Source organism: Pseudomonas oryzihabitans (assembly GCF_032027545.1).
Classification (GTDB): Bacteria; Pseudomonadota; Gammaproteobacteria; order Pseudomonadales; family Pseudomonadaceae; genus Chryseomonas; species Chryseomonas oryzihabitans_F.
The window spans coordinates 109,775-122,365 of record NZ_JAVSJB010000010.1 but is presented as its reverse complement, the minus strand read 5'-3'; the positions used below and the strand labels follow the sequence as shown (position 1 = coordinate 122,365).

11 protein-coding genes and 1 pseudogene are annotated in these 12,591 nt (G+C 65.4%); all 12 read right to left on the bottom strand.

Features of this window, described 5'->3' with window-relative positions; all coding sequences use genetic code 11:
• Window positions 1–97 precede the first annotated feature (97 nt).
• Complete coding sequence (locus RND78_RS17640; RefSeq protein WP_312730708.1) at window positions 98–472, bottom strand: response regulator; 375 nt, start codon at window positions 470–472, stop codon at window positions 98–100.
• A gap of 9 nt (window positions 473–481) precedes the next feature.
• Entirely contained in the window at window positions 482–724 is a 243-nt protein-coding gene (locus RND78_RS17635) for a hypothetical protein (RefSeq protein ID WP_312730706.1), read from the bottom strand.
• Window positions 724–3,351: a chemotaxis protein CheA gene (locus RND78_RS17630; protein WP_312730704.1), complete on the bottom strand. Its 2,628-nt coding sequence runs from the start codon at window positions 3,349–3,351 to the stop codon at window positions 724–726. The genes RND78_RS17635 and RND78_RS17630 overlap by 1 nt, the downstream gene beginning before the upstream one ends.
• Entirely contained in the window at window positions 3,348–3,719 is a 372-nt protein-coding gene (locus tag RND78_RS17625) for a response regulator (protein ID WP_312730702.1), read from the bottom strand. Before RND78_RS17625 ends, RND78_RS17630 begins: the two co-directional genes overlap by 4 nt.
• Window positions 3,716–4,558, bottom strand: a complete 843-nt coding sequence (locus RND78_RS17620) for a protein-glutamate O-methyltransferase CheR (RefSeq protein ID WP_312730784.1) — start codon at window positions 4,556–4,558, stop codon at window positions 3,716–3,718. Before RND78_RS17620 ends, RND78_RS17625 begins: the two co-directional genes overlap by 4 nt.
• Before the next feature lie 2 nt (window positions 4,559–4,560).
• Entirely contained in the window at window positions 4,561–5,178 is a 618-nt protein-coding gene (locus RND78_RS17615; protein ID WP_312730701.1) for a HEAT repeat domain-containing protein, read from the bottom strand.
• Between the two features lie 8 nt (window positions 5,179–5,186).
• Window positions 5,187–6,233, bottom strand: a complete 1,047-nt coding sequence (cheB, locus tag RND78_RS17610) for a chemotaxis-specific protein-glutamate methyltransferase CheB (RefSeq protein ID WP_312730698.1) — start codon at window positions 6,231–6,233, stop codon at window positions 5,187–5,189.
• Window positions 6,233–7,786, bottom strand: a complete 1,554-nt coding sequence (locus RND78_RS17605) for a chemotaxis protein CheW (RefSeq protein ID WP_312730697.1) — start codon at window positions 7,784–7,786, stop codon at window positions 6,233–6,235. Before RND78_RS17605 ends, cheB begins: the two co-directional genes overlap by 1 nt.
• An 11-nt stretch (window positions 7,787–7,797) precedes the next feature.
• Window positions 7,798–8,838: a methyl-accepting chemotaxis protein gene (locus RND78_RS28335; RefSeq protein WP_409457074.1), complete on the bottom strand. Its 1,041-nt coding sequence runs from the start codon at window positions 8,836–8,838 to the stop codon at window positions 7,798–7,800.
• Between the two features lie 84 nt (window positions 8,839–8,922).
• Window positions 8,923–9,711 (bottom strand): annotated as a pseudogene (locus tag RND78_RS28330) (methyl-accepting chemotaxis protein); the annotation flags it as partial.
• Window positions 9,712–11,110: 1,399 nt separating this feature from the next.
• On the bottom strand, window positions 11,111–11,539 hold the full coding sequence (locus RND78_RS17595; protein ID WP_312730693.1) for a pyridoxamine 5'-phosphate oxidase family protein: 429 nt from the start codon (window positions 11,537–11,539) through the stop codon (window positions 11,111–11,113).
• Window positions 11,540–11,641: 102 nt separating this feature from the next.
• Window positions 11,642–12,580 (bottom strand): AraC family transcriptional regulator, encoded by a 939-nt coding sequence (locus RND78_RS17590; RefSeq protein ID WP_312730692.1) that lies wholly within the window; start codon window positions 12,578–12,580, stop codon window positions 11,642–11,644.
• Window positions 12,581–12,591: the final 11 nt, after the last annotated feature.

The window sequence follows — 12,591 nt, the reverse complement described above, 5'->3', positions numbered from 1 at the left end:
TAAGGTATCAGCAACCCTCCACCGATGAAGAGTTGGCGCCTCAGCGCGTGCAGCGGATAGGACAATTCGGCCATCGTACGTACCTTCACCAGACCGCTCAGGCGCCCGGCAACACCTGTTTGATCACTTTGATCAACTCGTTGCTGGGAACGGGCTTCACCAACCAGCCGGTGGCGCCCAGGCGCTTGGCTTCGTCGCGACGCGCCTGCTGGCTCTCGGTGGTGAGCACCAGGATCGGCTTGAACCTCATGCCGTGCAGGGCACGGGCCTGCTGGATCAGCTCCAGGCCGTTCATGTTCGGCATGTTGATGTCGGTGAGCAGCAGGTCCGGTAGCGGGCCGCTGCGCAGCCGTGACAACGCCTTGAGACCATCGGTGGCGGTATCGACCTTGAAGCCCGCCACCTCGAGACTGGTCTTCACGCTGAGCAGCATGGTCGCCGAATCATCGACGACCAGTATGGTTTTTGACATGGCTTCATCCTACGACGGGGTATTGAGGGTGTTGTGCAACAGGGCATGCAGATCCGGCGCCGTGGGCCAGGCAGAGATGGTCGCCCGGCCCATGAGCAAGGCCTGCAGCACCGCGGTATGCAGGTGGGTGCAGGGCATCAGGTTGACCTTGGCCCTGGGGTTTTCCTTGAGCCAGAGGAGCAGTGGCTCGGCGTCTTCCACCGTCACCACCCCGGACAGCTTCACCGAGCGTTTCAGGTAGTCGACGGCCATCAGAGCAACTCCTTGAGATCCAACACCAGGAGCACGGAACCGTCGCCCAGCAGCGCCGAACCGGCATAGCCAGGCAGACTGGCGAGCACGCCGGCCATGGGTTTGAGAATGATGTCCATGGTGGAGCGGAAGCCGTCCACCAGGATGCCCAACTGCTCGCCGTTGATGCGCACGACCAGCACCACCAGATCGCCATCGGCATTCGGCCGCGGCTCGCCTCCCAGCGCCAGCAGGTCGTGCAGGGCGATCAGGGGCACGATGCGTTCGCGCAGCAGGATCGCTCGCTGGTGCTTGAAGCCGCGGATATCGGTGTTGTGGATGCGTACCGTCTCGGCCACCTGATCGAGGGGGACGCCGAACAGTTGCCCATCCGCCTCGACCATCATTACGCTGCTGACCGTGAGCGACAGCGGCAGCGCCAGGCGGACCCGCGTCCCCTGGCCGGGCGTGCTGTCCAGGGCGAGGCTACCGTTGACCTTCTCGACGGCGTTGCGCACCACGTCCATGCCGACGCCACGCCCCGACAGGTCGGACACCTCGGCGGCCGTGGAAAAGCCGGCGGCGAAGATCAATCGCTGCACCTCGGTGTCACTCAGCCGCGCGAGCCCGGCCTCGTCCATGACGCCCTTCTCCAGCGCCTTGCGGCGAATCATCTCGGGATCGATGCCACGGCCATCGTCGAGGATGTCGATCAGCACCTGGTCGCTTTCCTGAACGGCGCGGATGGTCAGCCGTCCGGTTTCCGGCTTGCCGTTGGCGCGGCGTTGCGCGGGGGTCTCCAGGCCATGATCGAGGCTGTTGCGCAGGATGTGGATCAGCGGGTCCGCGAGCGCCTCGACGATGTTCTTGTCCACCTCGGTGTCCTCGCCTTCCAGCACCAGCTCCACCTCCTTGCCGAGCTTGCGCGACAGATCGCGGACCAGGCGCGGAAAGCGCTGGAAGATGTACGACAGCGGCAGCACCCGCACCTGCATGATGGCGTCCTGCAGCTCCTCGGCGATGCGGTTGATGACGGCATATTGCGCCTTGATCTCGCGGCTGAGCTCGCGGACGCCGTAATGCTCCTCGGCGCGCGCCGCCAGGTAGGGCAGGCCGTTCTTGGCGACGACGATCTCGCCGATGAGATCCATCAGCCGGTCGATCCGGCTCTGATCCACCCGCAGCGTCCGCGATGCCGCGCTGGCCGCCTCGGGCCGCGCCTCGGCGGCCACTGGGGTGCCCCCCGCCAGCCTGGCCGGCTCGGCGCCACCCGCTAAGGGCGTCGAGCGTAGCGGCTCGGCGATGGCCCCGGTCGGCCCCTGCAAGGCGTCCGCGTGGCGCTCCAGCCAGGCCTGCAACGGCGCCGTGCTGGCCTGCGCCAGGGCGGCCTGCCGGGCGTTGGCCAGGTCTTCACGCACGCCGTCCAGGCGACAGGCAAGGCAATAGGCCTCCAGGGTGCCGGCTATGCCTTCCAGATTGCCCGGAATCCGTGGGTCGATGGCGTCCAGGCTGCGCCGCTGCGCGCCCAGCACCGCGACCAGCGCCTCATGCCTTTCCCGGCCGGACTCCACTGGCGGCGCGACCGCAGCCGCTGGCGGTATTGGCGGTCCGCTTGCCGCGGACCGTTCGGGGGCCAGGGCCGTCGCCAACGACTCGAGCAACGATCGGTCGCTGGGGTCGAGTTCCAGCACCAGGGCCAGCCAGCGCCATACCGACGCCTCGGTCCCCGCGGGCGGACAACGCTCCAGGCGCTCGCCGACCAGCCGGCGCATGTCGTCCACCCGCTCCTGCGCCAGCAACTCGGCCAATTCGTCACACGCGGCGGGCTGCTCGGGCGGGGCCACCGGTCCTTCCGCAACCCAGACGAGCGCGCGCGCTGCCAGGGGCTGGATACGGACCTGCTCCGGCACGTAGCGGAAATGCTCCTCCAACTCCGCCAGAGTGGCACCGCACAGCACCTGGAACTCCAGTTCGCAGCGATAGACGTCCAACAGCTCATTCTCGCCCGCGGACGCGCTCGGCAGCGCCCGTGCCCAATAGAGTCGCGGCACCTGGCGAATCAGCAGCAGGGGATCCTCGCCCTTGAAGAAACAGTCCGCGTCGGGACTGTAGGTCAGCCAATGTAGGGGTTGGCCCTGCAGCGCCTGCCGATAGAGTTCCATGCGCAAGGCTTCCGGCAGCGGCAGTGTCACGGGCGAGGCCTGCAGCGGCGCGTCAGCGGCCTCGGGTGCGCTGGTCGCGGCCACCGCCATGGGCTCGGACTCGGGCTCGGCGCCGCGCAAGGCCTGGAGCCTCAGGGTCAAGGCCCGCAACTCCTCGGCATCTTCCAGCGTCTCGCCCTGGGCCAGCCGCTCGACACTGGTCGCTACCTGATCCGCCGCCTGCAACAGCGCATCCACCAGTCCCCGGCCATAGGGCACCTGGCCGCTGCGCAAGCCATCCATCAGGTCCTCCGCCGCATGCAGCAGCAGGGTCAGTTCAGGCAGGTCGAACAGCCCGCTGTTGCCCTTGAGGGTATGCACCTGGCGGAACAGCTCGTCCAACAGGACGCGACTGTCCGGCTCCCGCTCCAGCGCCATCAACTGGCTACCGATGCCCTGCAACAGCTCCCGGGATTCGGCGACGAATTGTTCGAGCATGGGATTCATGCCAGGGTCTCCCCGAGCAGTACCTGGACGCAGGCCTTGAGAACGCGACCCTGCACCGGTTTGTTCAGATAGAGATTGGCGCCGGCGGCATAGGCCTGGCGTTCATCCTCGGGCGTGGATTCGGTGGACATCATCAGCACCGGCACCTGGGGTAGCGCCCGGCTGCGCAATTCACGGACCAGGCTGTAGCCATTCATCTTGGCCATGTTGATGTCGACGATGTACAGGTCGAAGGGCTGCTCCAGGAGCTGCTCCAGCGCGTCGATCCCGTTGATGGCCTCGCTCAGGGCGTAGCCACTGCCCTCGAAGACCTGCCGGCAATACAGGCGAATGGTGCTGGAATCGTCGACCACGAGCAGTCGCTTCATGTCGTTTCCCTCGGTTTCTGATAGACGATGGCCTCGGGAAACTTGCGTACCCGGAACAGCGCTGAAATCCGGCTCATGGATTCGGAATGGCCCAGGCAGACGAAGCCGCCCGGCGCCAGGGCGCTATAGAAGGTCTCGGCCGCCTGGCGCCGCGACAGGTCGTTGAAATAGATGAGCAGGTTGCGGCAGAACACCACGTCGAAATCCCGGTAGCCGCGCGTATCGGCGGGATCGTTCAGGTTGACGCGGGTGAAGGTCACCGACTCGCGCAGGTCGTCGCATAGCTGATAGTCCCCGGCGACCGGCTTGAAGTAGCGCTGCAACAGCCCCGGCGAGAGGTTCTGCACCGAACGGGCGCTGAAACGTCCGCGCTTGGCCTGCTGCAGGATGTTGGTATCGATGTCCGAGGCCACGATCTCCACGTCCCAGGTACTCAGGCCCGGCCAGAACTCCAGCAGGTAGAGGGCGATGGAATAGGGCTCCTCGCCCGAGGACGACGGTAGCGACCAGATGCGGATGGGTGTCTGGCTGGTCTTGTGCGCCACCACCTCGTTGAGGATGGAGGTCACCAGGCAGCGAAACTGGTGCTCCTCGCGAAAGAAGTAGGTCTCGTTGACCGTGAGGCTGTTGGTGAGCGCCTGCAGCTCCCGGCCGGACGTATCCGCGCGCAGCAGCTGCAGGTAATGCCGCACGGACTCCTGGCGGGTGACCTGCATGCGCTCGAGCAGGCGTTTGTCGACGAAATAGCGCTTGTTGAGATCGAAATGAATCCCGGTCTTCTGGAAGAAGAATTCCTGGAAGGTGAGGAACTCACCCTCGCTGATCACATCGCGCCCCATGTTCAAGGGCCTTCCACCCGCGACAGCGCCTTGGTCACCACGAACTGCAGGTAGTCGTTATCCGGAAAGCGCCGGGCCAGGCGTTGCAGGGCGGCCCCGGCCTCTGCCACCGGGTGCTCGGCGAGCCAGGTCGCGGCCGCCGCCGCGACGTTGATTTCCGGATCGTCGTCCATCACCTCGATCAGCCAGGTCCCGATCTCCGGGTGGGTCAGCGGACCGAGGATATCCACCGCGTATTGCCGCACATCCAGATCGCCGTCCAGCAGCAGCTCCCGTACGGCCTGGATCACCTCGGCGCAGTCGCCCAGCTGTTGCAGGGTCGCGCAGGCTTCGTTGCGCAGCGACACGTCCTCGCTACGCAGGCAACGCAGCAGGGCGTCGACCGCCACCCGGTCCGCCAGGCGCGACAGACTCAGCAGCAGGGCCTCACGGACACTGGGCTCGGCCTCCTGGTCGAGGTGCGCGGCGAGGGCCGCCGACGCCTGGGGGCAATGGATGAGCTCGCGGGCCGCCAGGCGACGGTTCGCCGGATCGGCATCTGCCAGCGCCGTCAGCAAAGACGTGCAATCGACGGCGGCGGCGGCAGCAGTGGAAGGTGGAGCGGAGCGTTTCAAGGCCATGGGATCACCTAGCGAGTCCAGTCGACGAGTTGCCGGGCGATAGCGCCGGCGGGCAGCACGGTACTGGCGCCGTCCTGTTCGATGAGTTTGGCCGGCATGCCGAAGATCACCGCCGTTTCTTCCGCTTCGGCGATGGTCCGGCCACCTCGCCGATGAATGTCGCTGAAGGCCTGCGACCCATCATGGCCCATGCCGGTCAACATGACGCCGATCAACGACTCGGCCGGGCAGTGCTCGAGGGCCGATCGCCCGAGCAGCTCCACGGAGGGATGCCAGAGAAATTGCGCTTGGGCTGGGCAGGGAACGGCGACCAACCGTGCGCCGCGGCGACTCACCTTGACATCGGCATCACCCCGGGCGATGTAGATGTTGCCCGGCTCCAGCGCCGTCGCCTGCCTGACTTCCTGCACCGGCAGTTGGCAGACGCCGTTCAGGCGTTGCGCGAAGGGAGCGGTGAAGGAGGCCGGCATGTGCTGGGCGATCAGGATCGGCCAGGGAAACCCGGCGGGCAGTTTCGGCAGGATGTCTTCCAGGGTACTGGGACCGCCGGTGGAGACCCCGACCAGCACCAAACCCGGCGCCTGGTGCCGAGGCGCGGCAACCGGCGTTGCCCTCGGGGGCCGTGGCTCGCGTGCGGATACCGCTGCGGTCCGCACCCTGGGCCTGGCACGGGCGGCGATACGCACCTTTTCGAGCAGTTCCTGTTCCACCGACTCGATGTCCCGCGAGATGGTGCCGCCCGGCTTGGCGACGCAATCCACGGCCCCGAGCGCCAGGGCTTCGAAGGTCGCCAGGGCGCTCTTGACGGTTAGCGAGGAAAACATGATCACCGGCACGGGCCGCTCGTGCATCAGGCACGCCAGGGACTCGAGACCGTCCATTTCCGGCATGTTGATGTCCAGGGTCACCACATCGGGCTGGAAGGACCGATTTTCTGCTACCGCCTCGGCCCCGTTGCGCGCCAGACGCACCTCGAATCCGCCCTCCTCCGTGAAGAGGCCGGCGAGCTTGCGGCGCATCAAGGCCGAATCGTCCACGATGAGCAAGCGGATCATCAGGCGTCGCCCAGGCCGCCGAGCAGGTCCAGATCGCCGTCGTCGAGCAGTCGCCTCGGCTCGATCAACAGGATCATCCGGCGCTGCTGCTCCAGGTTGGCGACCCGGGCGATCAGGCGCGCCTGTTGCGCGCTCAGGCGTGGTGCCGGCTCGATCAGGTGTTTCGGCAGCTTCAGCACCTCGCTCACCGCATCGACGATGAACCCCGTGCGGATCTCGCCCAGCAGGAACACCATGATGCGCTGCCGGTCGTTGCGCTCCAGGTCCGCCAGCCCCAGCCGGCGCCGCTGGTCGATCACCGGCAGGACCGAGCCCCGCAGATTGATCACCCCCTCGACGAAGGCCGGCGCCTTGGGTACATGGGTGAGTTCATCCGGAATGCGCACGATCTCCTGCACACTGGCGATGGGCACGCCGAACTCTTCCGCCCCCAGGCGAAACACCACGACCTGCTCTTCGTCGTCATGCTCGTCGTCGTGGAGCGAATCCTCGACCTGCGTTTCATCAGCGGCACGCTCCATGGAATGCATCGCCTCCTTGATCACGGAGTGGTCGAACAAATTGCCTGCCTCGATGATGGAAACCAGCCGCTTTCCCTGATCGAGCCGGCAGATATGGGTGATGTCGGCCATTTCGCCGGACCGCGCCAGCAGCGGCGGCACCGGATCGACGACCTCCCGTGGCACCCGCAGCACCTCGTTGACGCTGTCCATCACCAGGCCAACCGCCAGGCCCTGGTGGGTCACCACCACGATCCGGCTACGCTCGCTGGCCGCCTGGCCGTGCAAGCCGAACAGCGTGCGCAGCGAGACCAGGGTCAACAGGCGATTGCGCAGCGTCATCACTCCCAGGACGTAGCGGGCCGCCTGGGGAATGCAGGCGATCTGCTTGGGCACCTGGACGATTTCCTGCACCTGGTCGATAGCGATCGCATACTCCTGGCCGGCGACCTCGAAGCTCACCAGTTGCAGTTCGTCGGCATCCGCCTCGTCTTCCGCCTCGGCCTCCCGCTCCCCACCCAAGGCGTGGGAGGCGAAGGCCTTCACCGACTGGTCGATCTCGCTGAACTCCCGCGCCACCAGCCGGGCGAAATCCAGCAGCATGATCATCGGATGGCCGCCGACATCCTTGAGCAGGCCGGCCAGGACGTCGCTGTGGGCCATGGAGCTCACGGTTTCGGCACTATCGATGCGCTCGGGCTCCACCTCGATCACGCTGGCCACATGGTCGACCACGAAACCCAGCGGCTGGCCGAGGTCGATGACCACGGCGCGCGAGGAATCGTCGAGCGGCCGTTCGGGAAAACCGAACAACCGCGCCAGGCTGATGATGGGCAGGACCTGGCCGCGCAGGTTGGCCAACCCATCCAGGGCGGCCGGAGCCAAGGGGATACGCACCGTCTCCGGCACCCGGATGATCTCCTGCACCGGCGCCATGTCCACCGCGAAGACCTCCTCGCCGACCGTGAAGGTGACGAACAGGCGCCCGCTGGACTGCTCGGACTCCGCCTCTTCGGCGACCGCTGCCGCGCGTGTTGGGCTTGCATTGCTCATGCGAAGGCCTCCTAGGCGCTCTGCAACTCGTCGGACAGCGAAGCGATTTCCTCGATGGCCGCGGACAGTTGCTCCATACCCTGGGATTGCTGCCGTGCCGCGGCGGCCGATTCGGTCGCGGCGTTCTCCGCTTCCTGGGCCGCGGAGGAAATCTGCTGCATACCGGTACGCACCTGGGCGACGGCGCTGGAGATTTCAGCGGCGGCTGCCAGCACCTCGCGAGTACCCGCATCCACGGCGATCACGTCACTTTCGATGGTGTTCAGACCGGCGGTGACCGACCGGGCCCGTTCCGTCTCGCTCAGGGCGGCCATGGCGATCTCGTCGAGATCGCGCCCCACCACGTCGATCTGGTCCTGCACGGCCTTCACCAGGTCCTTGATCCGGTCGGCGTTCTCGGCGGAGTCGTGGGCCAGGTTGCGGATGTCGGTAGCCACCACCACGAAGCCCTTGCCGAACTCGCCGGCCCGGGCCGCTTCGATGGAACCGTTGACCGCCAGCATGTTGGTCTGGATAGACACCGTGGTGATGGCATCGACGATCTTGTCGATGCGGCGGGAGATCAGCACCAGCGCCTTGATCTGCCGAATGCTTTCGCGGGTGGCGTCGACCGAGGTCCCGATGGAGCCGATCAGGTTGTCGACCGAGCGCTTGTTGGTCGTCAGCAACGCCTTGATCGCCCCCACCTTCTCGGCGCTGACCTGCGCCCGGCTCTGGGCCACCTGCAGGCCGGTCTCGATCTGCGCCACCGCGGCGGAGGCCTCCTCGGTGCCGGACGCCTGGATCTGCGCGCCCTTGCGGATCTCTTCGATGGCCACCTGGATCTGGCTGCTGGCACGGTTGATCTCTTCCACGGCGGAGGACAGTTGTTCCGCGGCGGACGCCATCTCCTCGGAACTCTTGGCGACGTCGGTGGAAGACTTCAGGTCCTCGGCCAGCTCGGCGAGGGACTGGGCAGCACCCTCGCACTCCTGCAGCGCCTGGGACTGCTCGGCGATGGTCTTGGTCGACTCCTCGGCCGCGGCAGACTGCTCCTCGGCAGCCGTGGCGATGTCTTCCGACCCTTTCAGCGCCAGGCGGGCAGCGGCGGCGGACTGCTGGGCGCCGCTGGCGATATCGCTGATGCCGGCGACGATTTCCCCGGCATCGCGGGCGATCTGTTCGAGTTGCTCGCTGATCAGGCGGCCGTTGGCCACCTCGCCCTCGACAGTCTTGGCGGACAGGTTGATCCCCTCGGCGATCACCTTGACCTCCTGCTGGATTTGCCCGACCAGATCCTGGATCTGCTTGGCGCTCTTTTCCGAGGTCTCGGCCAGCGTGCGCACCTCGTCGGCCACCACCGCGAAGCCCTTGCCGTGCTTGCCGGCACGCGCCGCCTCGATGGCCGCGTTGAGCGCCAGTAGATTGGTCTGGTCGGCGATCCGCACCACCGCCTTGACGATGTCACCGATGTTGGCGGCCTGGCGCTCCAGCTCCGCGACGCGCTCGACCGAGGCGGACTGCCGTTGCGCCGCCACGCCGACGTTGGTCACCAGCGCATCCACTTCACCGCTGGTGCGGGCCACCAGCGTCTGCACGGCCTCCACCCGGGCCTGGCCGCTGTCGGCGCTCTGCAGTTGCCGATTGATGGCCTCCTCCACCAGCCTGAAGGCCGCCAGGGACTCCTGGGCGGCGCCGCTGGCCTCCTCCGCACCGCTGGCGATCTGCTCGGAGGCACGCCGCAGTTCCTCGGCGGCGGACGAGGCCTCGTTGATGCCCGACACCAGCTCGGTGGTCGCCGAGGCGATGCGTTCGGCAGCCTGCTGCTGCTTGGCCAGGGTACGAGCACGACGACGCTGGGCCTCAACCTCCTGACCGGCGCTGGCGGCACGGGATGCGCCGGATTCGTTGCGGGGAGAGGGACGGGAATTTTTAACGAGCGCCATGGCGCCTCCTTTCGGCTTCGGGTTGATAGAACCGCGACCTAGGCGTCCTCGAGAAAGACCGGGCGTCTACGGGGTAGTCCTGAGGGATCCAGCGGCGGGGGCTTGACCCTGACCGTTGAATTGGAATGAATCCTGCTGATTGAACCAGGCGATATCTCTAACGGATCGAAGGACAGGCCAAACCTTTACGGCTACTGAGCACCGCCGCAGAAACAGCAGACCTCGAGCCGGCCTCAGGGGTAGCTCAAGAAGGCCACCAGCCCGCGCGGGTACTAGCCGGAGGAAGGTTTCAGTCGTAGCCACCCGAAGAGCCGAACCGGCGCGAGCCGAGGCGCCCTTCCCGTGGATGGCGTGATCGCTGATCGAGTCATTTGCCTAGAAAGAGGCAGCGCCACGCTCGATGAGGGTGCGTCCGGGATCACCTCGATCCAGGCGTCGTCGCTCGGCAGGCGCCTAGGTAAATCGCCTATCTCCGAGCAGGGCTTTGGCAAGGCGCTCAGGACCGGCCTAGAGGTAAGGCTGGAAGGTTTTGCCGACTGCCAGGGATGAAAACTCCGGTCGGTGGTGAAAAAGCGTACAACTGGAACATCCAGGTCTTGGCAAGTTGTAAACCCCTGCTCAACCAGATATTTAGCGCGATACCAGCAACTATCTATCGAAGCGGGTTCAGTAGGACAGCGTACGGACTGCAACATGATGTGCTCATAAACCGACCAACGGCTGATTAATACTTGGCGCGCACCTAATTTCTGTCAATCACGGCAGAAAAGGTGAAAAGCAATCCTCTACAAGAGCTGTACACACCAAGTCAAACCGTTGAATCACTTTAATAGAAATACAATATCGCCCTATCCACAAGACCTCGCATGGCCAGCAGAGACTCATCCGCATTCGTGCTTTAGATCAAACTTGCGCGCATCTCCAACTAGTTCGCGTCAACTTCAATGCACTTGGTGACTGCCAAAGGCTCGGCCATTAGACTGCTCTTTATACAAAAATATTTCTAATTAGAAGCACCAGAGCAATTCTTATTCCCAAGCTCGCTGTATACGGAGGTTTGTCAGATCCCGCTGGCGCTACAGCAGGCGGCGTACTGGAGACAAAAGGTGTAAATTCGCGGCTGAGCGGGAGTTCGCGATGCGCCAAATATAAGTCAGACCAAACAATTAGCAGTGCCGTGCGAACGCTCCAGATAGTCGTTCGCTGTGATGGCAGCACAATGGGCAAGACCCTGGCGTCAATACCGCTATCGACCGACATACCCCCAAGCTGCCGGGACGATGGCGGGCGGATCATCGGTGCAGTCGTCGCTCCGGCCTTCAACCCGATCTTCGATAGGCGTTACCGAAGCGACATCCTGAAGGATCAGTTGGCATCTATAGATCCAGGCAACCCGCGCTCAGGGCCGCAGCTCGCCCTGCTCCTCGCCATCCCAATAGCGAAGGCGCTCGGCATGCACCTTGATGAGGATCATGCCGGGCGTATCGGTGCCCTGGGGAAACCAACGGTCCAAGCTCTTGGTCCAGTGCGCCTCGAATTGCGCCTGGTCGCGGATCAGCTCGGCACGGCCGTCGATGGCAATGAAGAGGCCAGGCTTGCCCAGCAGGCTCTTGCCTTCGGTGAAGGTCAGCCCCACCGCCGGGTCCTGCTCGATGTCGCGGATCTTTGCCGAATCGGCATAGGCGTAGAACCAGGAATCACCGTCGTATTCGACGTCGCCGTTGTTGCTCATCGGCCGGCTGGTCAAGCGCCCGCTACCGGTGGTCAGCATGCAGAAATCCAGGTCGCGCATCGCTTTGGAAAGGTCGTGCAGGGTCTTGTCGGCCATGGCGGTCGCTCCGGTGAGGTGGGCAGGCAGTGCCCGTCTACCTTCAGACCGGAGGCTGATGCCGTTGGGTTCCGGTGCACCGGTCTTTCGGACCGACTGCCCTTAGTGGGAAGAGACATAGACCGCCGAGGCTGGTGGCGCCGGCAGGGCATAGGTGGCCTTCATCCAGTCGATCTCCGCCACGGGCGTCCGGCCGAACAGGCGCTTGAATTCGCGGCTGAATTGCGAGGCGCTCTCGTAGCCCACGGCAAAGGCCGCGTTCGCCGCGGGCAGGGCATCGCGCAGCATCAGCAGCCGCGCCTGGTGCAGACGGGTCGACTTGAGGTACTGCATCGGCGTGGTGCCCGTCACCTCGCGAAAATGGCGGTGAAAGCTGGGCTGACTCAGGCGCGCCTCTTGTGCCAACACCGCCACGTCCAGCCGCTCGGCATAGCGGGCATGCAGGGTGCGCAATGACCGAGCGATGCGGCCGAAGTGTCCCTGGCGATCCAGGGCAGCGCGCAGTGAGCCGCCCTGGGCGCCCGTCAGCACCCGATAGTAAACCTCGCGCAGCAGCGCCGGCCCCAACAGCCGGGCGTCCAGCGGCACGCTCAGGACTTCCAGGAACCTCAGGGTCGAGAGTCGCAGCGGCTCGTCCAGCGGCGAGGCGTACAGCCCCCTGGGCGCTTCGACCGTCGGCCCCAACTCGCTATCGAGCTGCAGGACCAGCTCGCCGAGCAAGCGGAAATCCAGCCGCAGGTAGATGGCCAGCAGCGGTTCCTCGGGGCTGGCATCGGTCTCCATGGTGAAGGGGACGGGGACCGAGACCACCAGGTAATGCTGGGCGTCGTAGCGATAGACCTGGTCGCCGAAGTAGCCGCGCTTGCCACCCTGGCAGACGATGACGATGCCAGGATCGTAGAGCACCGGGACGCCGGAGAGCGGGCGATCCGAACGCAGGAAGCGCACGTCTTCCAGGGCGCTGAGGTTGTAGCCTTCCAGCGGCGCCAACGCCCGCAACAACTCCACGTGGCGCCGGGTCAGGGGATCGCTCGAACTCATAGGGGCTCTCT